The sequence below is a fragment of the Lysinibacillus alkalisoli genome, from assembly GCF_014643595.1.
In the GTDB taxonomy this organism is placed as follows: domain Bacteria; phylum Bacillota; class Bacilli; order Bacillales_A; family Planococcaceae; genus Metalysinibacillus; species Metalysinibacillus alkalisoli.
Window position 1 is genome coordinate 20,629 of sequence record NZ_BMJT01000014.1, and the last position, 25,357, is coordinate 45,985.

The 25,357-nt window shown below is 35.6% G+C and carries 27 protein-coding genes and 2 rRNA genes; 2 read left to right on the forward strand and 27 right to left on the reverse strand.

All coding sequences use genetic code 11. From position 1 onward, the window contains the following. Positions 1–124: 124 nt before the first annotated feature. Positions 125–376 carry a hypothetical protein gene (locus IEW44_RS14965; RefSeq protein WP_188615873.1) on the forward strand — a complete coding sequence of 84 codons (252 nt, stop codon included), beginning with the start codon at positions 125–127 and terminating at the stop codon, positions 374–376. 87 nt (positions 377–463) lie between these two features. On the opposite strand, the gene mfd is transcribed toward IEW44_RS14965, so the two are convergent. The 15 genes from mfd to metG form a co-directional block, all read right to left on the reverse strand. Then, complete coding sequence (mfd, locus tag IEW44_RS14970; RefSeq protein WP_188615874.1) at positions 464–3,979, reverse strand: transcription-repair coupling factor; 3,516 nt, start codon at positions 3,977–3,979, stop codon at positions 464–466. Between the two features lie 75 nt (positions 3,980–4,054). Beyond that, positions 4,055–4,615: an aminoacyl-tRNA hydrolase gene (gene pth / locus IEW44_RS14975; RefSeq protein ID WP_188615875.1), complete on the reverse strand. Its 561-nt coding sequence runs from the start codon at positions 4,613–4,615 to the stop codon at positions 4,055–4,057. A 128-nt stretch (positions 4,616–4,743) separates the two neighbouring features. Further along, a complete protein-coding gene (locus tag IEW44_RS14980) occupies positions 4,744–5,352 on the reverse strand; it encodes a 50S ribosomal protein L25/general stress protein Ctc (protein WP_188615876.1) in 609 nt (202 codons plus the stop codon). Positions 5,353–5,557: 205 nt separating this feature from the next. After that, a complete protein-coding gene (locus IEW44_RS14985) occupies positions 5,558–6,517 on the reverse strand; it encodes a ribose-phosphate diphosphokinase (RefSeq protein ID WP_188615877.1) in 960 nt (319 codons plus the stop codon). Between the two features lie 23 nt (positions 6,518–6,540). Beyond that, positions 6,541–7,911, reverse strand: a complete 1,371-nt coding sequence (gene glmU, locus IEW44_RS14990) for a bifunctional UDP-N-acetylglucosamine diphosphorylase/glucosamine-1-phosphate N-acetyltransferase GlmU (RefSeq protein WP_188615878.1) — start codon at positions 7,909–7,911, stop codon at positions 6,541–6,543. Between the two features lie 222 nt (positions 7,912–8,133). Further along, complete coding sequence (gene spoVG, locus IEW44_RS14995) at positions 8,134–8,418, reverse strand: septation regulator SpoVG (protein ID WP_188615879.1); 285 nt, start codon at positions 8,416–8,418, stop codon at positions 8,134–8,136. A gap of 198 nt (positions 8,419–8,616) precedes the next feature. Beyond that, entirely contained in the window at positions 8,617–8,991 is a 375-nt protein-coding gene (locus IEW44_RS15000) for a RidA family protein (protein ID WP_188615880.1), read from the reverse strand. 2 nt (positions 8,992–8,993) lie between these two features. Further along, positions 8,994–9,821 carry a pur operon repressor gene (purR, locus tag IEW44_RS15005; protein ID WP_188615881.1) on the reverse strand — a complete coding sequence of 276 codons (828 nt, stop codon included), beginning with the start codon at positions 9,819–9,821 and terminating at the stop codon, positions 8,994–8,996. 56 nt (positions 9,822–9,877) lie between these two features. Further along, on the reverse strand, positions 9,878–10,744 hold the full coding sequence (gene ispE, locus IEW44_RS15010; protein ID WP_188615882.1) for a 4-(cytidine 5'-diphospho)-2-C-methyl-D-erythritol kinase: 867 nt from the start codon (positions 10,742–10,744) through the stop codon (positions 9,878–9,880). 184 nt (positions 10,745–10,928) lie between these two features. Continuing rightward, positions 10,929–11,189, reverse strand: a complete 261-nt coding sequence (locus IEW44_RS15015) for a Veg family protein (protein ID WP_188615883.1) — start codon at positions 11,187–11,189, stop codon at positions 10,929–10,931. Between the two features lie 157 nt (positions 11,190–11,346). Then, positions 11,347–12,228 carry a 16S rRNA (adenine(1518)-N(6)/adenine(1519)-N(6))-dimethyltransferase RsmA gene (gene rsmA, locus IEW44_RS15020; protein WP_188615884.1) on the reverse strand — a complete coding sequence of 294 codons (882 nt, stop codon included), beginning with the start codon at positions 12,226–12,228 and terminating at the stop codon, positions 11,347–11,349. Next, the gene (rnmV, locus tag IEW44_RS15025) at positions 12,221–12,784 is read right to left on the reverse strand and encodes a ribonuclease M5 (protein ID WP_188615885.1); all 564 of its coding nucleotides are present in this window, start codon (positions 12,782–12,784) and stop codon (positions 12,221–12,223) included. The genes rsmA and rnmV overlap by 8 nt, the downstream gene beginning before the upstream one ends. 138 nt (positions 12,785–12,922) lie before the next feature. After that, a complete protein-coding gene (locus IEW44_RS15030; RefSeq protein ID WP_444543220.1) occupies positions 12,923–14,113 on the reverse strand; it encodes a ubiquitin-like domain-containing protein in 1,191 nt (396 codons plus the stop codon). Between the two features lie 190 nt (positions 14,114–14,303). Further along, the gene (locus IEW44_RS15035) at positions 14,304–15,071 is read right to left on the reverse strand and encodes a TatD family hydrolase (protein ID WP_188615887.1); all 768 of its coding nucleotides are present in this window, start codon (positions 15,069–15,071) and stop codon (positions 14,304–14,306) included. Positions 15,072–15,302: 231 nt separating this feature from the next. Continuing rightward, positions 15,303–17,270, reverse strand: a complete 1,968-nt coding sequence (gene metG, locus IEW44_RS15040; RefSeq protein WP_188615888.1) for a methionine--tRNA ligase — start codon at positions 17,268–17,270, stop codon at positions 15,303–15,305. Positions 17,271–17,576: 306 nt separating this feature from the next. Here metG and abrB point away from each other — a divergent pair, with 306 nt between their 5' ends. Beyond that, the gene (gene abrB, locus IEW44_RS15045; RefSeq protein WP_188615889.1) at positions 17,577–17,852 is read left to right on the forward strand and encodes a transition state genes transcriptional regulator AbrB; all 276 of its coding nucleotides are present in this window, start codon (positions 17,577–17,579) and stop codon (positions 17,850–17,852) included. Between the two features lie 71 nt (positions 17,853–17,923). On the opposite strand, the gene rsmI is transcribed toward abrB, so the two are convergent. The 12 genes from rsmI to IEW44_RS15105 form a co-directional block, all read right to left on the reverse strand. Continuing rightward, positions 17,924–18,790 carry a 16S rRNA (cytidine(1402)-2'-O)-methyltransferase gene (gene rsmI, locus IEW44_RS15050; protein ID WP_188615890.1) on the reverse strand — a complete coding sequence of 289 codons (867 nt, stop codon included), beginning with the start codon at positions 18,788–18,790 and terminating at the stop codon, positions 17,924–17,926. Beyond that, complete coding sequence (locus IEW44_RS15055; RefSeq protein WP_188615891.1) at positions 18,787–19,047, reverse strand: GIY-YIG nuclease family protein; 261 nt, start codon at positions 19,045–19,047, stop codon at positions 18,787–18,789. The genes rsmI and IEW44_RS15055 overlap by 4 nt, the downstream gene beginning before the upstream one ends. Next, on the reverse strand, positions 19,037–19,780 hold the full coding sequence (locus IEW44_RS15060) for a tRNA1(Val) (adenine(37)-N6)-methyltransferase (RefSeq protein WP_188615892.1): 744 nt from the start codon (positions 19,778–19,780) through the stop codon (positions 19,037–19,039). Before IEW44_RS15060 ends, IEW44_RS15055 begins: the two co-directional genes overlap by 11 nt. Before the next feature lie 61 nt (positions 19,781–19,841). After that, positions 19,842–20,195 (reverse strand): DNA replication initiation control protein YabA, encoded by a 354-nt coding sequence (yabA, locus tag IEW44_RS15065; RefSeq protein ID WP_188615893.1) that lies wholly within the window; start codon positions 20,193–20,195, stop codon positions 19,842–19,844. A 28-nt stretch (positions 20,196–20,223) separates the two neighbouring features. Beyond that, positions 20,224–21,033, reverse strand: coding sequence for a PSP1 domain-containing protein (locus IEW44_RS15070; protein WP_188615894.1), 810 nt, complete (start codon positions 21,031–21,033; stop codon positions 20,224–20,226). Next, positions 21,026–22,027, reverse strand: coding sequence for a DNA polymerase III subunit delta' (gene holB / locus IEW44_RS15075; protein ID WP_188615895.1), 1,002 nt, complete (start codon positions 22,025–22,027; stop codon positions 21,026–21,028). The genes IEW44_RS15070 and holB overlap by 8 nt, the downstream gene beginning before the upstream one ends. A 54-nt stretch (positions 22,028–22,081) precedes the next feature. Continuing rightward, positions 22,082–22,519 (reverse strand): YaaR family protein, encoded by a 438-nt coding sequence (locus tag IEW44_RS15080; protein ID WP_188615896.1) that lies wholly within the window; start codon positions 22,517–22,519, stop codon positions 22,082–22,084. Positions 22,520–22,541: 22 nt separating this feature from the next. Further along, positions 22,542–22,871 (reverse strand): cyclic di-AMP receptor DarA, encoded by a 330-nt coding sequence (darA, locus tag IEW44_RS15085; RefSeq protein ID WP_188615897.1) that lies wholly within the window; start codon positions 22,869–22,871, stop codon positions 22,542–22,544. A 70-nt stretch (positions 22,872–22,941) separates the two neighbouring features. After that, complete coding sequence (gene tmk, locus IEW44_RS15090; RefSeq protein WP_188615898.1) at positions 22,942–23,571, reverse strand: dTMP kinase; 630 nt, start codon at positions 23,569–23,571, stop codon at positions 22,942–22,944. A gap of 11 nt (positions 23,572–23,582) precedes the next feature. Continuing rightward, on the reverse strand, positions 23,583–24,998 hold the full coding sequence (locus IEW44_RS15095; protein WP_188615899.1) for an aminotransferase class I/II-fold pyridoxal phosphate-dependent enzyme: 1,416 nt from the start codon (positions 24,996–24,998) through the stop codon (positions 23,583–23,585). Between the two features lie 82 nt (positions 24,999–25,080). Further along, a 5S ribosomal RNA gene (gene rrf / locus IEW44_RS15100) occupies positions 25,081–25,195 on the reverse strand. A 41-nt stretch (positions 25,196–25,236) separates the two neighbouring features. After that, a 23S ribosomal RNA gene (locus tag IEW44_RS15105) occupies positions 25,237–25,357 on the reverse strand; the annotation flags it as partial.

Consider the following 25,357-nt stretch of genomic DNA (forward strand, 5'->3'; position numbering starts at 1 on the left):
TACAATTAAAACTTAAATCATTAGTAAAGAACCACTAAATATAATACATTTGATTCATTTATTATAAAATAGGTTTATATTCTCTATTTATGAGCAAAAATTATTATAATAGGGAGGCGATCTTATGTATATTACTCATGTACAACCTTTAGCTAAGTCCTTTCCAGACCATCAGCGTCACTTTGCCACACACTTAGCTTTATATCCGACATACCGTAATAAAACAGCTACACCTACAACGACGTTTACACCGTTTAACATAGCACCACATCTAACTAACGAACAAACCTCATCACGCGTAGTTACAGAATCGTTACGTCAACAACTCAATTATAAAGATGGTCTTCATTACCTAGTAGAGCGTCCATATCAATAAACCTTACGGGTGTACGAAAAAAATGTGGCATGATTTTTAGCAATCATGCCACATTTTTTATATTTCAGCATAGTCGATTTAGCGCCTCTATACTGTTTTTAAAGATTGTGAGGCTTGCTTCGTTATGCCTTCCATAATAGTGAGAGGGGTTTGTTTAGTACAACGCTTCTTTTGAATGCTAAAAATTAATTTTTGTCCATCCATACCAAAACCAACAGCATTACCATAGGTTAATGAGTGTTCTACTAATTTACCACCATCTACAAGGTTAGTTCCTTGTTCACTGAAAAGAATACGGATAACTTGGTCGCGCTCTTTAATCGACTCAATCCCTGCAGTTACACACCATGCTTTAATACGTGCAATGCGTAACAGTGTCTCTGTTTCTTTTGGTAAATCACCAAATCGGTCTAATAACTCATCTGTAATTTCCATATAATCTTCTGCTGTCTCCATCGCTTTAATACGTTTATACATCTGAATTTTTTGATAACCGTCTGCAATATAAGTATCTGGAATATAAGCATCCATATGCACAATAATCTCCACTTCTGGTTTCGCTGTTTTCTTTTCGCCTGTTTGTTTTTCTTCAATAGCTGCTTGCAGCATTTGTGAATACAAATCGAAACCTACTGAATCAATGAAACCATGTTGTTGTGCACCTAGTAAATTACCTGCACCTCGAATAGATAAATCACGCATAGCAATTTTAAAACCTGAACCTAAATCTGTAAATTCTTTAATCGCTTGTAAACGACTCTCTGCTACTTCCGTCAACACTTTATCTTGTTGATACATAAAATAAGCATATGCGACTCGACTCGAACGACCCACACGTCCACGCAATTGATACAATTGCGATAAGCCCATCTTATCTGCATCATGCACAATTAACGTATTTACATTCGGCATATCCACACCTGTTTCAATAATCGTAGTTGTCACAAGTACATCAAACTCGCGATCTAAAAAACCAAGCATAACTGACTCTAATTCATTTTCACTCATTTGACCATGTGCATAGGCAATACGTGCATCTGGTACCATTTGCTGAATAAAATCGACTCGGCGTTCCATATCTTCTACGCGATTGTACAAATAAAATACTTGTCCACCACGAGCCATCTCACGCTCAACAGCTTCTCGAATTAAACCACCGCTAAACTCCATAACATAGGTTTGTACAGGGAAACGGTTAACAGGTGGTGTTTCAATGACAGATAAATCCCTAACACCTACCATAGACATATGCAATGTTCTTGGGATAGGTGTTGCGGTTAGTGTTAAAACATCTACATTGGTCTTTAATTGCTTAATACGCTCCTTATGCGTAACACCAAATCGCTGTTCTTCATCAATGATAAGTAAACCTAAGTCACGATACATCACATCTTTTGATAGAACACGGTGTGTACCTACCACAATATCAACTGTTCCGTTCTTTAAACCATCAATTGTTAACTTTTGTTGTGCTTTTGTACGGAAGCGTGATAATAAGCCAACTTTCACAGGAAAATCTTGAAAACGCGCTAACATTGTTTCAAAATGTTGTTGTGCTAAAATCGTAGTTGGGACTAAAAAGGCAACTTGCTTACCATCCAATACTGCTTTAAAAGCCGCTCGAATGGCAACTTCTGTTTTACCATAACCTACATCACCACAAACAAGTCGATCCATAGGGCGTTCACGCTCCATATCTCGCTTCACTTCAATAATAGTACGCAATTGATCCTCTGTTTCATTATAAGGAAAGGCTGTTTCAAACATACGCATTTCGTCACTGTCTGGTGTAAAAGCAAAGCCCTTTTCTGCTTCACGTTGTGCATATAATTTAATTAAATCCTCAGCAATATCTTGTACAGCATGCGATACTTTTGCTTTTGTTTTCTTCCACTCTACGCCACCGAGTTTATGTAACTTAGGCTCACGCTCCTCAGATGGCACGTATTTTTGAATCAAATCAATTTGATCTACAGGTACAAATAACTTGTCATCTGCACGATAACGGACATGCAAATAATCTTTATGTTGCCCGTTCACTTCTAGCGTCTCAATCCCAATGTAACGGCCAATTCCGTGATGCTCATGCACTACATAATCGCCAGGTTTCATCTCGGTATAACTTTTAATGCGCTCCGCATTAGTCATTTTTTGCTTACGCACTTTTTTACGCGCTTGTTGTTTAAATAATTCATCATCCGTTACGACAGCGATGCGTTGTAACGGCAATTCAAAACCAATAGATAATGTACCATTGACTAAATAAATGCCTGCTGTTGTAGGCATACCTAAGTTGGCATGAATATGATAATCTTCTAATAATGCCTGCATTTGCGCTAATCGCTCGGCACCTTGTGCCACAAATAACACTGTAAACTTGCCTTGTTGCCAACGACTAATCTCGGCTTGAAGCATAGCCATTTGCCCTTGGAATTGTTGCATTGGCTTACATGAAAAGTTTGTCGAACGTTTAATAGAAATACCACTAAATGATCGTGTAAATAATGATAAGTAAAGTTTTTGCTGCGTAATATGTTGTGACATTTCACGCAATGTACGTGACATTTTAACAGCATGTACCATTTTGCCTTCTTCAATTAATTCTAAGTACCATGTTTCTTCTTCTGACTGCCATGTATCGACTACTTCTTGAATACGAGCTAGTTCATCAAAGATCACAATACCTTTTTCATCAAAGTAATCATCAATATAATGCTCTGTCTCATAAAGTAATGAACCATATTTCATCACATATGATGGCAGGTCACCTTGTTGTAATAAAGCAATATCATGTTGAATATTTTCTGTTAAACGAATTTTCGTTTCATCTTGTGCTACTTTTTGTAGGCTGTCTGCCAATGCTTGTTCCAGACGATGAGCTAATGCGATACGTTGTGTCTTATCCAATACAACTTCTGTTGCAGGTAAAATACGTATCTCTTCCATACGTTCAATAGAACGTTGGTCATCAGCTGAAAATGTGCGAATTGAATCGATAGTTGTATCAAAAAATTCGATTCGAATAGGGTCTGCTGCATAAGGTGGATAAATATCTAAAATACCGCCCCTCATAGCAAACTCGCCAGGCGTTGTTACCATCTCGGCTCTTTTATAACCAAATGTAACAAGTTGGTGTAAACATTGTTCCACGTCATCTACTTCGGCATCAATAATAAAATTCATCATCGCAGACTGCCATATTTCTTTCGGTGCAATTACTCTACGCAGTGCTGCAATAGGAATAACGTAAATACCCGCTACATTACGACTTAATCTATCGAGTGTGACAATACGTTCAGCTCGTAACTCTGGTGAGGCTGTTGTAATATCTGCTGCAATAAAATCGTCTGCTGGATAATAATTAACATCATCTTCACCTATAATTTGTGAAAGCTCCTCTACTAACTTTTGAGCATGTAGTAAATTTGGTGAAATCATATACACAGGACGCTTTGTATAATCATACATCACATCAAGCAGTACGGTTTTAGCGCTACCTGTTAAACCGGTAATCATTTCATCTTGTGCGTTATAGTTTTTGACATCTTCTAAAAAACGTTTAATCCCTTTATCTTGTAAAAATAATTCACGTAATTGTTGCATCTTTTCCCTCCTTAACAAGCGGAAAAAGCCTTGAGCGCATTTAAGCCCCAAAGCTCCCACTATCTTTTTTCATTCCTAACCGTTATAGCGATTCATTACATCTAAAAATGGTCTAGATAAAGACGCTTCTAATGCTTGCACAGTTTTATCTACGGCTGATTTCATTACTACTTGTTCTTCGTTAGAAAATCGTGATAACACATAATCGGCTACTTTCATACCTGCTGGCGGGCGGTCTACACCTATACGTATGCGGTCAAATGTTTGTGTACCTAAGTGTTGAATTAAAGATTTAATTCCATTATGCCCACCAGCACTCCCTTTTTGACGTAGACGTAACTTTCCTGTTTCTAAATCTAAATCATCATAAATCACAATCAAATCTTCTTCTGCAATCGAAAAATAATCCATAAATGGTCGTACACATTCACCAGATAAATTCATATATGTTAAAGGTTTAAGCAAAAAAACTTTACCCTCAGGACGATGTACAGTTGCAAATTGTCCTTTAAATTTGCTTTGATCTAGTTTAACTCCCCATTGGTTCGCTAATTCATCTATTACTTGAAACCCAATATTATGTTTTGTGTTCTCATAGGGTTTACCAGGATTGCCTAATCCTACGATTAATTTCATCGCACAACATCCTTCCTGCGCAAAACTTCATTTAAATTCTACCATACCTTGTAGCGAACAAGAACAAAAAAGGAGTTAAAGTGGTTATTCCCACTTTAACTCCTTATACAAAATGAATACCTTACAAGTTATTCTTCAGTCTTTTGTTCTTCTGTACCTGTTTCTTCATCATCAGAAGCTGCTTCTACTGTTGGAGCTGTCACTGTTGCCAATGTTAACTCATCTTCACTAATAATTTCGAAATCGAATTTATCACGAACGGCAGCAATATCCAATGTGTCGCCTATTTCTAGTGCAGATACATCTACTTCAATCACTTCAGGAATATCTGAAGGTTTTACTTTAATTGTGATTTCACGTGTTGGCTGCATCACAATACCGCCTTCACGCTCACCTGCTGCTGTGCCAATTAATGTTACTGGCACTTCTGTCTCTAGCTCTTCTTTCATATTAACTGCTAAGAAGTCTAAATGTACGATTTGACCTTTTAACGCATCTCGCTGTAATTCTTGAATCATAGCATTAACTTTGCTACCTTCAAACTCAACTTCGATTACGCCATTTTGTCCATTTTTTTGCACATAGCGTTGAAAATCGCTTGCGCTTAATTGGATCGGTGTAGTTGCTTTACGATTATAACCATACAACACACCTGGCACTAAGCCGCCCTTTCTAAGTTGGGTTAGTGTTGAACGATGCCCAGCTTCACGTTTTTCAACTTTTAATACTGTATTCATATTCATAGTCCCCTTCCAAGAAATTAAAATTTAACAATTCGACTTTAATGTTATACCCTTTCTCTCTGTCTGAAAACATCGCAGTAAAAGCCACACATCAGTCTCTTATAGTATATAGAACTTTTCACAATAAATACAATAATCGCTCTACACCTTCATTTTTCAATAAAAAAAGAGTTAGGGAATCACTTCCCTAGCTCTCTCATTAATCAAATAATGTACTTACAGATTTATTTTCATATACACGTACAATTGCATCTGCCATTAATTTGGCTACAGATAATTCTTTAATTTTTGGCGACTGCTTGTCTTCTGATAACTGGATTGTATTTGTAATAACTAACTCTTTAATTGCTGAGTTATTAATACGTTCAATTGCAGGTCCTGATAATACAGGATGTGAACAACAAGCATATACTTCCTTGGCTCCTGCTGCACGCAATGCATCAGCACCAATCGTAATTGTACCAGCAGTGTCGATAATATCATCAATTAAAATGGCTACTTTACCATCAACATTACCTACAATGTTCATAACCTCTGCTACATTTGGTTTTGGACGGCGTTTATCAATAATGGCAATCGGTGCTTTTAGACGCTCTGCCATCTTACGTGCTCTTGTTACCCCACCATGGTCTGGTGAAACAATGACAATTTCGTCCTCTGGAATATTTTTAGTTTTAAAGTAGTCTGACAATAAAGGCACTGCCATCAAGTGGTCAATTAAAATATCAAAGAAACCTTGAATTTGTGGTGCATGTAAATCTAATACGATAACGCGTGTCGCTCCTGCTGTTTCTAACAAGTTAGCCACTAATTTAGCTGTGATTGGCTCACGAGCTTTTGCTTTACGGTCTTGACGTGCATAACCATAATATGGCATTACAACATTCACTGTACGAGCAGAAGCACGTTTACATGCGTCTACCATAATTAAAAGCTCCATTAAATGTTCATTTACGGGTGCACTCGTTGACTGAACGATAAATACGTCACAACCACGAATACTTTCTTCGATACTAATTTGAATTTCTCCATCGCTAAAGTGTTTCACAGAAGATTTTCCTAATTCAACACCCATTTCTTGTGCAATCTCTTGTGCAAGAGGGTTATTTGAGTTTAGTGAAAATAATTTTAATTGTGAGTTAGCATATTGATATGGCATGATGGCCTCCTATAGGGTTTTGTTTATTTTAAATTTAACTTGCTTACATAATTTAATTTATTTTCCTGACGTGCACGTGCAATAGCTAATGCATCGTCTGGTACTTCTTGGGTAATTGTTGAACCTGCTGCAATAAATGCACCATCTCCTACTGTTACTGGCGCTACAAGATTTGTATTACAACCAATAAACGAATCTTTACCTACAACGGTTTTATGCTTATTTTTACCGTCATAGTTCACTGTAATTGTACCACAACCAACATTAGCATTCTCACCAATTTTAGCATCACCAATATAACTTAAATGAGATACTTTTGCGCCATCAGCCAAAGCGGATTTTTTCACTTCTACGAAATTACCTACTTTGACATGGCTGCCAATTGTAGAATCTGGTCGAATATGTGCAAACGGCCCAACTGCTGTAGATTCAGCTATAACACTATTTAATACAACAGATGAATGTACTTTAGTTCCATTGCCTACTTTACTATCGACAATTTGTGTATTAGGGCCAATAATGCAATCTTCACCAATCTCTACGGTGCCTTCAAGCATGGTACCTGGTTGTAAAACCGTGTCGCTACCAATGACTGTATCCGCACTAATATAAGTAGACATCGGATCAATAATCGTTACACCACTACGCATATGTTGTTCATTAATACGTGCACGCATCAATGTTTCTGCTTGCGACAATGCAAAACGGTCATTTACCCCTAATGTTTCATTAAAGTCCGAAGTAACATATGCTGAAACAATTTCACCTTCATTCTTTAAAATCTCAATCACATCTGGCAAATAATATTCACCTTGTGCGTTGTCATTATTTACTTTTGTTAAAGCATCGAATAAAGATTTATTATCAAAACAGTAGGTACCTGTATTGATTTCTGTTACTTTTTGCTGTTCTATTGTGGCATCTTTTTGTTCAACAATTTGATTCACTTGCCCATCTTCGCCACGTAGAACACGCCCATAACCAGTGGGGTCTTCTGCAATTGCTGTTAAAATTGTTGCTTTAGCTTGGTTAGTATTATGGTGCTCCAATAAAGCTTGCATTGTTTCAGGACGGATTAAAGGCGTATCGCCACAAATCACTAAAGTTGTACCTTCTAAATCCTCTAAAATAGATTTAGCTTGTTCAACTGCATGTGCCGTTCCTAATTGTTCTGCTTGTAATGCGTATTCACTTTGTTCACCTAATTGTTCACGTACTTTTTCAGCACCATGACCAACAATGGTAACAATGCGATTCACACCAACAGATTGGACATGATTGACAACGTGCTCTACCATAGGCTTTCCACATACGGGGTGCAGTACTTTATAAAGTTTAGATTTCATTCGAGTACCTTGCCCTGCTGCTAGAATAACCGCGTAAATATTGCTCATGAGTGAGCCCCCCATTAACCTCAATTTCTCTTATGACTATATAGCAATTAGTAAGCATTTTCAAGGTTTGGAAGCTTGACAAATCATTGACAAGATGATTGTTGCTTTTTTGCCATATAAATGCGAGATATTTTGTATTTTAATCTTTATTTATAGATTTTACGCACAAAAAAAGTTGTGCTTTTATAATTTTAGCACAACTCATAACAATCCTATAAAAAATTACACATTTACTTCTTCTAATGCTGTTTCTGATTCATCAGTCTCATAAGCTTGTAAAATACTTTCTTGCACTTTATTACGCATTTCTGAATTAATTGGATGCGCAATATCTCTAAATTCACCATCTGGTGTACGTTTGCTTGGCATTGCTACAAATAATCCTGTATTCCCCTCGATTACACGAATATCATGAATAACAAACGCATCGTCCAATGTAATAGAAGCAATCGCACGCATTCTGCCATCTGTTTGCACTTTTCGAAGTCTTACATCAGTTACTTCCATTTCATTCACCACCTCTCCCCACGTTGTCTATTCAACTATTATATTCGATATAGCAAAATATTTCCTCATTTATTTTTAAAATTTTCAAATTATTTATAAAAAGTTATAAATATGCCTAATTTTCGTCATATTTATGAATAAAAGCTGTACATATTTGTATATATGTACAGCTCCTATGGAAACGCTTTCTTTTCATTATTATTTTACTAGTGCAATTACTTCAATTTCTACTTGCACATCTTTTGGTAACCTGGCAACTTCCACAGCAGAGCGCGCTGGCTTATGGTCATCAAAATAAGAAGCATACACTTCATTCATTGCTACAAAATCATTCATATCTTTCATAAATACAGTTGTTTTGACTACTTGATCTAATGATGTACCAGCCTCTGCTAAAACTGCCTTAATATTAGCGAAAACTTGGTGGGTTTGGTCAACAATATCGCCTTCGATTAGTTCGCCTTGAGGTGTTAATGGGATTTGACCTGAACTATAAAACATATTATTAACAATGATTCCTTGAGCGTATGGCCCAATCGCTGCTGGTGCTTGATTTGTCATGACGGTTTTCATTTTTATAACTCTCCCTTAGCAAAATAGTTACCTTCACTTAAAGCAATTGTACGATCACGTTCATTAACAGCTTGCAACTTAATGAGTGAATAATAATCATCCACTAATGTTTCATCTGCATGTTCTGCCTCTACTAATACGGCAATCCCTGCCAATTCACAATCAAATTCCTCAAGTAAATTCTTCATACCATTCATTGTGCCACCGACTTTCATAAAGTCGTCTGTAATTAAAATACGTTGGCCACTTTGCATACTGCGTTTTGATAATACCATCGTTTGGATACGACGAGACGAACCAGATACATAATTAATACTAACTGTAGAACCTTCTGTTACTTTACTATCTCGGCGCACTACTACTACAGGAACATTCAAATGTTTTGCAATAGCATGTGCAATAGAAATACCTTTTGTAGCTACTGTCATAATGGCATCTATTTGTTGATCTGCAAAAGCGGATGCAAAAACTTTACCAACTTGATTAATTAGCGTCGGGTTACCTAATAAATCTGTCATAAATAAATACCCGCCAGGCAATAAGCGGTCTGAATGACCCAACTCATCCATTAAATTTTTTATTACTTCACGTACTCTTTCTTCAGACATTTTTGGTATATACTTCACCCCACCTGCAGCGCCTGGTACTGTTACTAAAAGTCCGATTCCTTTTTCCTCAAAGGTTTCTTTCACAATCGTTAAATCTTCACTAATGGAAGATTTAGCAGATTGATAGAGCTCTGAAAAATAAGTTAACGGGATTAATCGGTGGGGATGTTCTAATAAGTAGTGTGTCATATCTACCAAACGTTCACTACGCTTCCACTTCATACAACCCTCTCCTAAAAAACGAATATTTATCTGTAAATTAACACAATTGTACGGTTCTAATCAAGTAAGTTACGTTCACCTACTAGTCGTACAGCATATACTTCATCACAAAAACCACGCAAGCCGTTTACAATACGACTCACTCTAAGTTCTGTATCCACTAGACCATATACTGTTGGCCCGCTTCCACTCATCAACACAGCATCTGCACCAAAGCGTTTAATTTGCTCCTTTAATGAAACGACTTCGGGGTATAAATGAAATGTTACTTGTTCCAATGCGTTGCCTAAGTTTTGGCACATTCCTTCATAATCATCGTTGTCTATAGCTTCTAACATCGCTTGTGTATTAGGGTGTTTAACTTGATCTATTTGTAAGCCACCATAAATCTCTGCCGTAGAGACACCAATTTTAGGCTTAGCTAACACTACCCAACAACTAGGTGGGGCAGCAATCTCTTGAATCTTTTCGCCACGACCTGTTGCTAATGCTGTACCGCCATAAACACAAAATGAAACATCTGAGCCAATCTGAGCACCTAGTTCAGCCAATCTATCTAGTGATAAATTCAGTTTCCAAAGTGTATTTAACCCTCTTAACGTAGCAGCAGCATCACTTGAGCCACCTGCTAACCCAGCAGCAATAGGAATTTCTTTTTCAATTGTAATGGTCACACCTTGTTTGACGCCATATTTAGTTTGAAGTAATTGAGCAGCTTGATAGGCAAAATTACGTTGGTCATTAGGGACAAATTGATCTGTTGTAGCAATCAGGATTTCTCCATCTTCACGATTCTCCAATTTTATACGATCTGCTAAATCTACAGTAGTCATTATCATTTCTACTTCATGAAAACCATCATTTCTCTTATGAAGTACATCTAGTGTTAAATTAATTTTAGCGGGTGCTTTTACATAAAGCATCTCGTAGCCTCCTTGCTCATCAACCTATGCAATTGATAGTCAATCATTTTCAATAATATCTTACCTATTTTACCATAGGTGAGGCGAGACATTTATGTGAAATTATCACGAAAGAAAAAGAAGGCTGCACATTCATCAAAGAATGGCACCTTCTAAAATAAAATATAAAAAACAAGTACTATGTTTATTTCGCACCTATTACTTGTGCTTCATCTAAAAAAGTTACTTCAACAGATTCTGTTAAAATATCTGTGTAGCTGTATGAAACACGCTTCAATTCATCTTCTTTGCGCTCTAACTCTACAACGAAGATCGCATTGTATGTTTCACGTAAAACCCCTGCGAACTCAACCGTTTTTTTACGACCACCATTCGCTCTTACTCGTAAACGTTTACCTAAATGTGCATCTAACGATTGTTTAATGTCTGCTAATGATTTTGGCATGTTCTTTTACACCTCACTATTTCATAGTTTAACACACCAAAGCAAAACAGTCAATAAAATATAATATTTTAACAGCGTTTAACTCACATTGCAACTTTTTTTTCTCGTTTTTTTACTTTTTTTAAAACTTCTTGACAATGCAATGAATCTTTATTCATTATTTTTTAAATTCCACATATAGCGCATTAGATAATGCTCCAAATTCTTCAATACTTAATGTTTCACCACGTCTTTTAGGATCAATATTCGCATTGTCTAAAGCATTTAAAATACAATCCTTTTTCGACTTTCCATTAGGTAAACCATTTTGTAAATTATTTAATATTGTTTTGCGGCGCTGTGCAAAACACATACGCGCAACCTCAAACAGAAAATCTTCATCTCGCACATTAACAGGTGGGGTATCTCGTTTAATTAAACGAATTACAGCAGAATCTACATTAGGTTGAGGCATAAATACCGTTTTAGGTACAATCATAGCTACTTCTGCTTCAACATAATATTGAATAGCAATAGATAGCGAACCGTATGCTTTTGTTCCAGGCTTCGCTGTAATACGATCCGCTACTTCTTTTTGCATCATCACAACAAAACCACGTATTGGCAAGCGATCATGTAATAATTTCATTAAAATTGGCGTTGTAACATAGTAAGGAAGATTAGCCACTACCATGATGTCTTCAACATCTGCTAAATGTGCAGCAATAACTTTTTCAACGTCTGCTTCTAAAATATCCCCATGGATAATCTCCACATTAGGATAAGGACTTAATGTATCTTCTAATACAGGCAACAAGCGCTGGTCAATTTCAAATGAAACTACCTTTTTTGCAGAGCGTGCTAAATGCTCCGTTAATGCACCAATACCAGGACCAACTTCAATGGCTCCACTTGTTTCTGTTAAATTTGCATGGCTCACAATATTGCGTAAAATATTAGGGTCTATTAAAAAGTTTTGACCCAAACTTTTTTTAAAGGAAAAGCCATATTTTTTTAAGATCTCTTGTGTTCGAATAGGTGTTGCAATATCTTTATTCATGTTGTTCCTCCAAATTTAATTGTGTTACGGCTTCTCCAAACTCTTCTGCACTAATTTGAAACATTTGGAGCCTCTTATGCAACTGCTTAGCATTTGTTTCTCCAATCATTAATATTTCACCTAAGCGTGTTCTACGTGCCTTAGCTTGAGGGTTACCTAATAAATTAGCCATTATTAAATCTTCTCGTGTAATAATCTCTTCTATGTCATATGCATGGGGGGTGTATACTTCTCTCAATGCTTTTTGAATGGCTTCATTACTTGCATGTTCTACACCAAGCCCATTGCCATTTTTCGCAATTGCCTTTTCTTTCGATAAAAAAGCGTGCTTTACATTCGGGACATGCTGCTCAATAATTGCCCGTATACGACGACCTGGATAGTCAGGGTCTGTAAAAACAATGACACCTCTTTTTTGTTGAGCATGTTTAATACGTTGAAGCGTCTTTTGATTAATAGCTGAACCATTTGTTTCAATCGTATCTGCATCTACAGCTCGTTTAATTGCTACTGTGTCATCTTTACCTTCTACAACAATGAATTCTTGAATTTTCAAAATCACTTGCCCCTTTCTCCTTCTATTTTACAACGAGAAATCATGATGCGTCATTACATTCTCATAAAACAACAAGACTGTTGAGAAAACACCCTCAACAGTCTTATTAGATTTCCTATCATTTACGTGATAGATTATTTAGTTTAATACTTTAATACGAACTTGGCGTCGACCCCAACTGTAAGCTTCTTCTTTTGTTTGAACAAGCAAGTCGATAATATTACCTTTAATAGCACCGCCAGTATCTCCAGCAATCGCATAGCCGTAACCTTCAACCCAAACTTTAGAACCTAAAGGAATCACGTTTGGATCTACAGCAATTAATTTCAATCCAGGGTTTGAACGTAAATCTATCCCTGCTGCTGAAATTCCTGAACATCCATCACAGTACGGTGTATAAGCTGTCGCTTCTACATAAAACTCTTGTCCACCAGCTGGTGCTCCCGAACCTGAATTATCTGTTGATGCTGCTGTTGCTTGTGCGGTACCACGTGAAACTTGAGCACCTGGCTCTTTTGTGCCTAAAGCTACCACTTTTTTAACAGGATCTTTTAAAACATCCTCTTTTTGTAGGTTACGCGCTACTACTTTACCATTTTCTACAACAACTTCATATGTGCGTTCTACTTTACCATTTTCACCTTCAGTAATAACTTTCTGCTCTCCTTGAGCAAGATCACCATCATTACGATTTTCAGTTGAAAATTCAATCTCTTCTTCGACAGTATCTACTTTTTTCTCTACACGAACAATTGTCAACTGTTGACCAGATTTAACGATGTCTGACTCTTTAACATTCAAACGGTCAAATTTATTTAACTTAACTCCTTGTTCTTCTAAGAAATTAGCAACTGTAGTGCGTGTAGACCACACTTTCTCTGCTTTTTTAGTACCATCTGTCAATGTCAGTTGGAATGCTTTTTGTACATCAACTGTTTCACCTGGCTTTAACTTCTCATCTAAAGCAAGTGATACTTTATCATTGGCTGTAACATTAACTCCTGCTTCTTGTAAAACATCTTCAACACGCTTTTCTGTAGTAATAACTTGTTGTTCTTTGCCATCAACTACAACAGCATATTCTTTAGCCTGTTCCCATTTAATTGTCATATCATTAACAATCTTTGTGTCCAGTGAGGGTGATACTTTATCTTTATCCGCAATTACAATGTTTTCATCTTCCAAAACATCGGCTACTGTTTTCGCATGCGTTGAAATTTCTAACTGCTTTCCGTCAGCATCTAATGCGACAGATTTCTTTGTTCCTTCGTAAAGAACGAAAGAAATAACCGAAACAAATACTACAAGTGATAAAATTCTTATAAACATTTGTTTCTTCCTCATTGACCCTAAGAACAAGTTTTTCATGGGTTTATTTGACATGAAAAAAACGCCTCCTCAATACTCGCTGAATTATACGGACAAGTTTTTTGGCTGTCAACTCTAAAGTTTTCCTTTTTATTTTTATTGCCAATCAAATGATTCCGAAAAGCTAGTATTGACGGCGTTTAATGACGCGTCAATTTATTTTAAAAATATTTTTCGCATTCATTGTTGTTTGATGTGCTACCTCGTCTACAGAAATACCTTTTAAACGCGCTATTTCCTGTGCAACAAGGGGGACTAAGGAAGGTTCATTACGCTTCCCTCGATAAGGATGCGGCGCTAAATAAGGCGCATCCGTTTCAATCAATAAATGTTCAAGACTAATATCAGCCGCTACTTCTTTTGGTGTCCGAGCATTTTTAAATGTGACGGGACCGCCTAAACTAATCATAAAATTCATCGCGATACATTCACGAGCCGTTTCTACACTACCACCGAAGCAATGCATAATACCACCCACTTCTGCAGCATTCTCTTCTTTCAAAATACGCACAACATCTCCTGTGGCATCACGATTATGAATGATAATAGGCAAATGTAATTTTTTAGCTAACTGAATTTGCTTTCGAAACCATTTTTGTTGTACTTCTTTTGGTGACTTATCCCAGTAATAATCTAACCCTGTCTCACCAATACCCACCACTTTTGGGTGCTGAGTCAAGTTTTCAATCCACTGCAAATCTTCCTCTGTGCAATCAATGGCATCAACAGGATGCCAACCAATCACAGCATAAATAAAATCATATTGCTCAACTAAAGCCATCGCACGTTCAATTGTTTTTTTATCGAAACCCACAACAACCATTGTTGACACTTTATTTTCCAAAGCTCTATCGATCACTTCTTGTAAATCTTCTTCATACTGATCTGCATTCAAATGAACATGAGTATCTATAAACACATTATCCACTCCTTTAAAGATTTTAGTCTCTTTTTTCATTTCATTCATTACAATAATATTACAGAAATATTTCAACAATGATTTTACCATTTTCTAATACTTCATTCGCTCACTACGGAGTAGTCTTTTATACCTAATAATCACTACTATTAACTATATTGAAATAATGAATGTATAAATATTAAAGACCTGTAATGGATTTTTCTATCATTACAGGTCTCATTGTATGCCTTATTTCACTTTCGCACCATTTTCAAGCTTCTCATCTACTGTAGCTAACTTAAGTACACCATTTTCCTCTCCAGCTAAAACCATACCTTGTGATAACTCCCCACGCAGTTTAACTGGTTTCAAGTTGGCTACCACTATTACTTTTGTTCCCACCAATTGTTCTGGCTGATAGAATTTCGCAATGCCTGATACAACTTGTCGTTGCTCATAACCTAAATCTAACTGCAGTTTTAATAATTTATCTGCTTTAGGAACAACTTCACATGCTGTAACTGTTGCAACACGCAAATCCACCCTCATAAAATCATCAATTGTGATTTCTTCTATATTTTCTTTTATAGTACTTTTTTCTACAATTTCTGTTTCTTGATTTGTTTTTATCGAACGTTGCATTTGTTCACGAATATAAGTAACTTCTTCTTCCGTTTCCAAACGTGGGAAAATAGGTGTTCCTTTTTCTACCACTTTGTTACCTTTTACAATAACATTATTAAATGTCTCAATTGTCTCCCACTGCAATGCGCTTTCTGGTAATCCTAATTGATTTATCATTTGTTTTGGAATAGTTGTCATAATAGGCTGTAACATAACTGCAATATGTCGTAAGCTTTCTGCCAAATGTACCATGACAGATGCTAGTTTTTCTCTATTTTCTTCCTCTTTTGCCAAAACCCATGGTTGTGTTTCATCGATATATTTATTTGTACGTGAAACCAATTTCCATAATTCCGCCAAAACAATGCTAAATTGCATGTTTTCCATGCCATCGATATATTTTTCTTTTGTATCTTCTGCAAACTCTCGCAATTTACTATCAAATTCTGTTTCAACTAGTTTACCTTCTGGAATCACACCATCAAAATATTTATTCATCATAGATACAGTACGGTTTAACAAGTTACCTAGGTCATTAGCTAAATCGTAATTTGTACGTTCAACAAAAGCTTCTGGTGAAAAGACACCATCAGAGCCAAATGGCAATTCACGTAATAAGAAGTAACGTGTAGCATCTAGTCCATAACGTTCTGATAACATTTCAGGATAAATCACATTTCCTTTAGATTTTGACATTTTACCGTCTTTCATCATAATAAAGCCATGTGCAAATACTTTTTTAGGTAATGGTAAATCTAGAGCCATTAAAAAGATCGGCCAATAAATCGTGTGGAAACGAACAATATCTTTACCTACAACATGAACATCTGCAGGCCAATATTTTTTGAATTTAGCATCTTCATCTGTTGTATAACCTAACGATGTAATATAGTTTGTTAACGCGTCTACCCAAACATAAATAACGTGTTTAGGATCCTCTGGCACTTTTATTCCCCAATCAAAGGACATACGTGATACAGATAAATCCTCCAAACCTGGTTTAATAAAATTATTAATCATTTCATTTTTTCTCGATACAGGTTCAATAAATGTTGGATTCTCTTCATAATATTGTAATAAACGATCCGCGTACTTTTTCATATTGAAGAAATAGGATTCTTCTTTCACTTTTCGTACATCGCGTCCACAATCTGGGCATTTACCATCAACTAATTGGCTTTCTGTAAAATAAGATTCACATGGTACACAGTACCATCCCTCATATTCTCCTTTATAAATATCACCATTATCTAAAAATCGCTGGAATATTTTCTCAACAGCCTTTTTATGTTTAGGATTGGTGGTACGATAAAATTCATCATAACTAATATCTAGTTCATTCCATAAATGAATAGCATTCTCTGCAATTTCATCTACATATGCTTGCGGCTCTTTACCTTCTTCTTGTGCCTTCTCTTGAATTTTTTGCCCATGTTCATCTAATCCTGTTTGAAATAATACGTCATAGCCATGTAACCTTTTATAACGTGCCATAGCATCTGCAGCTATTGTTGTATAGGCTGTTCCAATATGAAACTTTCCGCTTGGGTAGTAAATAGGTGTTGTAATATAAAATGTTTTATTTTCATTCAATTTATTTTCCTCCAATTAATCTATCTTCTCTTATTTTATAGTAGTATGAAATGCCTTTCAATGTTAGCTCACATGCACAAGTAAAATAATAGATGTAAATTTAACTTTCATCATGACATATCCTCATTTTTTTGTAAATTAATAATGATAAACGGTGCTATCTTACAATTTTAATAAAAAAATTGGGATTTTAGCACATTTTTTGTTCTATTTAATTGACGTTTATGGCATTACTTGGTATGATAACTTCTAGACAAAGGATTTGTCGAATTTTGTCGAATAAAATATACTAGGAGGAATTCTGTCATGAAATCTACAGGTATTGTACGTAAAGTTGATGAGTTAGGGCGTGTAGTTATTCCAATCGAACTACGACGCACATTAGGCATCGCAGAGAAAGATGCTTTAGAAATTTACGTAGATGATGATAAAATCATTCTAAAGAAATATATGCCAAACATGACTTGTGCTGTTACTGGTGAAGTTTCAGATGATAACTTACGTTTAGTAGGTGGCAAACTAATCTTAAGCCCAGAAGGCGCTCAAGAATTAGTAAAAGAAATTCAAGCTAACTTAAAATAATTAAATTAGCATTTCATGTTTTAGAATAGGTGAAAGAAGGCTACCACTAAGTGGTAGCCTTCTTTTGTGATTTAATTAATATGATATGCTTGGTAAACATCTCGTTTTGATATTCCTCTAATTTTAGCTACTTCTTTAATAGCTTCTTTAGAGGAAATTTGAGTTTCTTCTATTATATGTTGCACATGCTCAGATACAGAAAAATGTTGCCAAGGCTCTTCTTCTGACACAATATCATTAGTTCCTTCTATTATGATACAAAATTCTCCTCGCACTTCACTTTCATTCACCCAACACACAGATTCCTCAAGTGTCCCTCTTAAAAATTCTTCAAATTTTTTAGTAAGCTCTCGAGCTAAGACCACTCTCCGATTTCCGAATTCTTCAAAAGTATGCTGTAGCATTTCTTTCAAACGATGAGGAGCTTCGTAGAAAATCAATGTTTCTTGGCGTTTAGCTAACTGTTGTAATTCTTTCTTTCGCTCTTTTTTCTGACGAGATAAGAAGCCATAAAAATAAAATGGTTGAGGTGATAAACCGGACGCAATTAAAGCTGTAATTCCGGCATTAGCACCTGGTAAGGGCACTACAGCATAATTCATAGCGAGCGCTTTATTGACAATATCAACACCCGGATCAGAAATGCATGGTGTGCCAGCATCACTCACTAGCGCGATCGTTTTACCTTCCGCTAATAAATGAAGGATTTTATCGCCACCCGTCTCTGTATTATGTTCATGATAACTCATTAATGGCGTTGTAATTTCAAAATAGTTACATAGTTTTTTTGTATTTCTTGTGTCCTCTGCTGCTATAATATCTGCTTCTTTTAAAATACGTAGCGCTCTCAATGTAATATCTTCCAAATTACCAATTGGTGTTGGTACTAAATACAAGCAACTCGTATTTTCAAACATAGCACTTTTTTGTGATTTCATCTTAGTTCACCTCTCATATATTGCTTCTTTTTTTCTCTAGAAAGTTGTTTAAACCAATATTCCTGTTGCATTGCCTCTCTCTTACTAAAATATATCTCGAAATAATAGAGTACTACAGGTATGCGGCTTCTTGTATACTTTGCCCCTTTTTTACTATTATGACATGACAATCTCTTTAGCAAATCTGATGTATAACCTGCATAGAAACTATTATCACTACATTTTAACACATAAAAATAATGGTAATTATTCACCATACAGCATTTCCTTAATAGGCGCTGTATATTCCCCATTATGATCATACACATATAATGGAGGTAAGATCTTTACATCTGGCTTGCCATCTTTAATAGCTTCGATTAATAAAATATTCGCCTCTTTACCCTCTTTTGGATAAACGAATTGAATACGCTTTACTTCTAAACGATGCTTACGCATAAGTGTAATAATATCAACTAGACGACCAGGTCTATGAACAAAAGCAGCCTTCCCCCCTTGTTTCAGTAATTTACTTGCTGCTATAATAGCTTCTTCTAAACTTAAGCATACTTCATGACGAGCAATAGTATAATGCTTGTTTTGATTTCGTTCGCTATTTTCATGGGCTAAAAAATAAGGTGGGTTACATGTCACGGTGTCACACATGACATTATCCATTAATTTATCAGCTTCTTTCACATCTCCATGGACAATATTAATTTGATCTTGCAAATTATTATATACCACACTACGAGTTGCCATATCATAAAGCCTTTCTTGCAACTCAATACCTGTGATTTTTGCATGCGTACGAGCACTTAAAAAAAGAGGAATTACACCATTTCCTGTACATAGATCAATAATATGCCCTTTTCGTAAAGGTATACTAGCAAAACGAGCTAGTAATACAGCATCTAACGAAAATGAGAATACTGAAGGACTCTGTATAATTCGTAATGATTCAGCAAGTAAATAATCTAATCGCTCATCTCCTTGTAATATTAAATCCACTAGCGACTACTCCTTTCCATTATAAAAGACTGACTACACATAATGTGGAATCAGTCTTATTTTATACATTTTGTTTGTTTAAAAAGGCTAGACAGAATAAACAATCTTCATCTTTTCTAGAGCTACCAAAATGCACATGACAAACATGATAACCTTCATAATACAATCTTGCTAAATTATCATAACCCTCACTAATATCTGTGTGGCTTGTTTTTTCTGTACTTTCTTTTTGCACGGTTTGTTTCGAAAGCACTTCTTCTAGCCTTGTACGTAAATGTAAATTTTCTGTTTGTAATGCTTGTTGTTCCTCCATCATAATTGCGACAAATTGCTTAAACGCACCGAATTGTTGCTGCATTGCTTCTAATTGTTTTTCGAATTCAATGACAGTATCAAGTATATTACGGTCCTTCACTCAAGCCACCTCATTACTCTTATCTATATCAATTTTTTTCATACTGTAATAATTCCTCAAGAGAATATTCTACAACACGCTCTAAGTTTTGTAAGTAAACTTGAATTAGTCTTTCTAAGACATTAATGTTGATAACCTTTCCTTGTCCCTCTGGCGTTTCAATAATCTCACCAATATCTGGCATGCCTTTTTTTGCTGCCTCGTACTCGTCATTCTCATATTTTAGACAACACATCAGTCGACCACATAATCCTGAAATTTTAGTAGGATTCAAAGATAAGTTTTGATCTTTTGCCATTTTAATAGATACGGGTTCAAAATCGCCAAGATATGTAGAGCAACATAACATACGGCCACATGGACCTATACCACCTAATAATTTAGCCTCATCACGAACACCAATTTGTCTAAGCTCAATACGCGTTCTAAAAATTGCTGCTAAGTCTTTAACTAATTCCCTAAAGTCTACTCGTCCTTCAGCTGTAAAATAAAATATAATTTTATTGCGATCAAATGTATATTCTACATCAACTAATTTCATCTCTAATTTATGTTCTGTAATTTTTTGAGTAGCTGATACAAAAGCTTGACTCGACTCTCTGCGATTTTCTTCTACTTGTATATGATCGCGTTCGTCGGCTGGTCTTACAACTTGCTTTAAAGGAAGTACAATTTCATCTTTGGATACTTCCCTAATCGGAATAACGACCTTTCCATACTCAATACCACGAGCTGTTTCAACAATGACATATTGCCCAACCTCTAATTGAAAAGTTGTTGGGTCAAAATAATATATTTTACCCGCTTTCTTAAAGCGAATTCCTACCACTTTACACAAATAAATACCCCTCCTGCAGATTCAGCATTAGCTGCTCCATCAATAATGCACGATTCATATTACGTTGGAGTTGTTCTCTTGCTTTTAAAATCGCCTGCATTTGCATCGATAGTCTTTCATACGTTGATTTTGATGCAATTTTTTTAAATTCTTCAATCTTATCAGGAAATGCTGGCACATGTGTAACATTTGCCTTTATAGCAACTACATCACGATATGCAAATAATAATAAATCTAATGCACGCTCAAACTCATCACGCTCTTTAAAAGTAGGCAACCATGCCTCATGAACATACAAAAGTGCCTCTTGTACATGTTGTTGAATAGTACCTATTAAGTGTAACACTGTTTTTCGTGTCTGTACAAATTGTTCGTCACTACATAATTGAATGGCTTCATCAATATTATTAGTAAGTAAACTTACTGTAGCTGCCATCGATTTTGTAATAGCTTGTTGCATTAATTGTTGCATGATTTGCTCTCTAGGTAAAGCTGTAAATGTAAAGTGTTGACACCTTGATATAATGGTTGGCAAAATAGCTTGGTACTGTGTTGTTAATAAGATAGCTGTTACGTGACCAACAGGTTCCTCTAAAAACTTGAGTAACATATTAGCTGATGCACTATTCATCTTGTCTGCATCATAAATAATATACACTTTCCGCCCAGCTTCCATCCCCATCATTTTCATCTCATTTAATAATTGGCGAATTTGCTCCACCTTAATTGTTTGACCATCAGGATAAATATGATGGACATTGGTATGATTATTAGAAGCCAGTAGTTGGCATTGTCTACATGTGCCACATGGGATATTATTTGTTACTTGAGTACACAGTAACAGTTGTGTAAAGTATTTTGCGATCTCTGCTTTTCCAGTACCTGCATTCCCCTCAAATAAATAAGCATGGGCAACACGCTTTCTTTCATATAATTGCTCTAGCTGCCGCATAACAACTGGTTGAATTTGTTTCAATTCGGATTGTGTTAACATTATCCACCTCTATTACTTTGTAAAAAAACCTGCGCCTATAATAAGACACAGGTTTTACATATAAAGATTAATTAATAATCCTTTTATTTCACCGATTTTATCTAATAAATCGATTGTATCTTTTTCTTCATCTAAAATGTCCTGTGCTAATTCAATAAGGCGTTCATCAATTGTATTAATTATCTTTAAACGACGTCCTTCTCCAAAACGATTCCATGTGTGCGATTGCTTTAACTCCATACCATATTCTACCGTTTCTTGTAAAAAGCGTTTTACCAACATTTTAAATCGTGTAAGTTCTCGTAAGTTACGTGATTTAGCCACACGATCTCCAGCTGTCGATATATCTCCTAACAAACGTGTGAGCTGTTCGGTTTGAAGTTTTGTTCCTTGTTTAACTAAAACATCGCCAAAACGATTTTGAGGATTTATGGCATTCGGCATTTTTTGATTTGTAGCCATACCTACTCGAATATCTTGATTAATTTTCATTTAAGCCGACACCTCCTCATAATTAAAAGTGATGAAATTGCTCTATTGGCAATACAAACACGATAGCTCCGCCAACTTCCACTTCTACAGGATATGGAATATATGAATCTGCATTTCCACCCATTGGTGAAACTGGTGCTACCATTTGTTCTCTAGCACGACAATTATCTCGAATAATATCTAGTAAATGAGGTACACGATCATCATCTACACCAATCAAAAATGTAGTGTTTCCTGATCGTAAAAAACCACCTGTACTTGCTAATTTTGTAGCGCGAAACTCATTTTTAGTTAAACCATTTGAAAGACGATTACTGTCTTGGTCTTGTACTACTGCAATAACTAATTTCATTCGTCTCAACCCCTTCATTTGAATAGGTGCTACCATTATATCACAATGTTTAACTTCACTTCATATCATTTTATATGAGTTTTTTGAGGAGTGCTTGCCAAACATCCTCAACCACCTTAGTTATTTCTTGATTAGCATCAATGATAACTATTCGTTCTTTATCTTTAGATGCTAATTGTAAGTATCCTTCTCTCACTTTTTGATGAAAAGCCAAATGCTCTTGATCTAAACGATTATTTTCTCGTTCTTGATTAGCTGTAATACGAGACAAGCCAATTTCTGGTGGCAAATCAAATAATATTGTAATATCAGGAAGTTTATCCCCTATCGCAAAACTATTGATTTTCCTTACATTATCTATCCCTAAACCACGTGCGTAACCTTGATATGCTAATGAAGAATCAATAAATCGGTCACACAATACTAAAGTACCTTCTTTTAATGATGGTTCTATTTTTTCAAAATAATGTTGACTACGTGCTGCTGCATATAATAGAGCTTCTGTGTGTTCATTCATCTCTATATGATCAGGGTTTAAAATAATATCTCTTATCTTTTCTGAGATTGTAATTCCCCCCGGTTCACGTGTTACAAGTATTGCTTTATATTTTTCTTTTAAACGTTGCGCTATAATAGCAAGCACCGTTGTTTTCCCTGCACCTTCTGGGCCTTCAAACGTAATCAACTTTCCATCTAACACTTGATTACCTCCTATTTAACTACTTTAATTTCTTTAGTATTTCTATTTTCTCTTTGAAAATTAGCCCCTGCTAATTGTAACATTTCTAAGTTTGTTAACATAGACAATGTAATTTTTTCACCAGCGACAAATAAAGGAATACCAGGAGGATATGGAATAATTGTCTCTGCTGCAATACGATGTAATGCTTGAGTATAATGAATAAATTCGGACGCCTGCTTTTTCACCTCAAAAGGTGAGTATATCGGCTCTATAACAACAGGTTCGTCATAGTGTTCTATTAATTCATAATTCACGGTAGCCGTTTGTATAAGTTGAATATAAGCATATTTTATAGCTTTTCTAATAGCAATAAACGATGTTTCTTCATTAACTTTTACTAATGGTAATATACAAACTACTTGATACAGATCAGCAAGCTCTACATAAACATGTTGGTGTTCTAAAGCTGATTGTAGCTGAAAACCTGTATAGCCAGGTGCTCTAAGTAACAATTTTAAAGGGTCCTCTACTTCTATAATTTCCAAACCTCTTATAGATCGTAAACTCTCGATAAATAATTGGCGCTTCTCCATAAAATAATGACTATCAGCTAATGTATAATTAGCTTTATAATGACGTGCATCATCTAAAGAAGCCATAATTAAATAAGATGGACTACTAGATTGTAGTATAGATAAATTTTGCCTTACTTTTTCTAATGAAATGCTCTCACTATTTACATGTAAATAAGCTCCCATCGTCATTGCAGGTAATGTTTTATGTGCGGATTGTACAACCATATCTGCTCCGTAACGCAACGATGATTTAGGAAAATGTGGTGAAATATCAAAATGTGCGCCATGGGCCTCATCGATTAATACAATAATATCATGAGCATGGCAATACTGAATAATCTCTAATAACTCTTTATTACATTCGCCATAATAAGTTGGTGTTGTTAATAAAATAGTTTTAACAGTAGGATATTTTAAAATTGCTTGTCGTATCGTATCTAAAGAAATAGATACCATCGTTTGTGTTCGTTGATCCCATTGCCCACCAATATAAATAGGATTGATTTTTCCTAACTCTAACGCATTAAATATGGATTTATGAGCATTTCTTTGAATAAAGATCTTGTCGCCCATTTGACAATTAGATAAAAGCATAATCAAATTACCAACTGTTGATCCGTTTACTAAAAAAAAGCTCTCTTTTGTGTTATGTAATTCCGTCAATAACTGTTGTGATGTCAATAAAATGCTAGTTGCATGATATAAATCATCTAATCCATTTAATTCTGTAACATCATAAGCTAATGAATCTTTTATAGGCTGTGGTAATTTAGATAAAGTGCCATGTTTATGTCCTGGTACATGTAAAGAATAATTTCTTTGTTTAACAAAGTTATGCATTGCTTCAACTAACGGTTTCTGATGTTGCATCGTAAAATAACCTCCTTATTTAGTAGATTAGAGTAAATATAAAACCCCTGTTACGAAAATCGTAACAGGGGTTTTAACAAGTGCCTAGCAACGTTCTACTCTCGCAGGACCTACATCCAACTACCATCGACGCTAAAGAGCTTAACTACTGTGTTCGGTATGGGAACAGGTGTGACCTCTTTGCCATTGCCACTAGACAAATTATTCGTTCAAAACTGGATAAACGCACATTGAAAAGTTGGTTAAGTCCTCGACCGATTAGTATTCGTCAGCTGCATATGTCGCCATACTTTCACGCCGAACCTATCTACCTCATCGTCTTTGAGGGGTCTTACTTACTTGCGTAATGGGAAATCTCA

Coding starts and splice junctions, on each gene's coding strand:
- purR (WP_188615881.1), bottom strand. CDS start 9,821: ATGAAGTGGAAGCGTAGTGAACGTTTGGTAGATATGACACACTACTTA.
- pth (WP_188615875.1), bottom strand. CDS start 4,615: ATGAAATTAATCGTAGGATTAGGCAATCCTGGTAAACCCTATGAGAAC.
- IEW44_RS14980 (WP_188615876.1), bottom strand. CDS start 5,352: ATGAATACAGTATTAAAAGTTGAAAAACGTGAAGCTGGGCATCGTTCA.
- IEW44_RS15000 (WP_188615880.1), bottom strand. CDS start 8,991: ATGAAAACCGTCATGACAAATCAAGCACCAGCAGCGATTGGGCCATAC.
- darA (WP_188615897.1), bottom strand. CDS start 22,871: ATGAAATTAGTTATTGCAGTAGTACAAGACCAAGACAGTAATCGTCTT.
- IEW44_RS15095 (WP_188615899.1), bottom strand. CDS start 24,998: ATGCAACATCAGAAACCGTTAGTTGAAGCAATGCATAACTTTGTTAAA.
- IEW44_RS15030 (WP_444543220.1), bottom strand. CDS start 14,113: ATGTTTATAAGAATTTTATCACTTGTAGTATTTGTTTCGGTTATTTCT.
- IEW44_RS15015 (WP_188615883.1), bottom strand. CDS start 11,189: ATGCCAAAATCATTAGCAGACATTAAACAATCGTTAGATGCACATTTA.
- abrB (WP_188615889.1), top strand. CDS start 17,577: ATGAAATCTACAGGTATTGTACGTAAAGTTGATGAGTTAGGGCGTGTA.
- rsmA (WP_188615884.1), bottom strand. CDS start 12,228: ATGAATAAAGATATTGCAACACCTATTCGAACACAAGAGATCTTAAAA.
- holB (WP_188615895.1), bottom strand. CDS start 22,027: ATGTTAACACAATCCGAATTGAAACAAATTCAACCAGTTGTTATGCGG.
- ispE (WP_188615882.1), bottom strand. CDS start 10,744: ATGCTTTATGTAAAAGCACCCGCTAAAATTAATTTAACACTAGATGTA.
- IEW44_RS14985 (WP_188615877.1), bottom strand. CDS start 6,517: ATGCCATATCAATATGCTAACTCACAATTAAAATTATTTTCACTAAAC.
- IEW44_RS14965 (WP_188615873.1), top strand. CDS start 125: ATGTATATTACTCATGTACAACCTTTAGCTAAGTCCTTTCCAGACCAT.
- IEW44_RS15055 (WP_188615891.1), bottom strand. CDS start 19,047: ATGGTGAATAATTACCATTATTTTTATGTGTTAAAATGTAGTGATAAT.
- rsmI (WP_188615890.1), bottom strand. CDS start 18,790: ATGAAATCACAAAAAAGTGCTATGTTTGAAAATACGAGTTGCTTGTAT.
- spoVG (WP_188615879.1), bottom strand. CDS start 8,418: ATGGAAGTAACTGATGTAAGACTTCGAAAAGTGCAAACAGATGGCAGA.
- mfd (WP_188615874.1), bottom strand. CDS start 3,979: ATGCAACAATTACGTGAATTATTTTTACAAGATAAAGGGATTAAACGT.
- glmU (WP_188615878.1), bottom strand. CDS start 7,911: ATGAGCAATATTTACGCGGTTATTCTAGCAGCAGGGCAAGGTACTCGA.
- IEW44_RS15080 (WP_188615896.1), bottom strand. CDS start 22,519: ATGAAAATTAATCAAGATATTCGAGTAGGTATGGCTACAAATCAAAAA.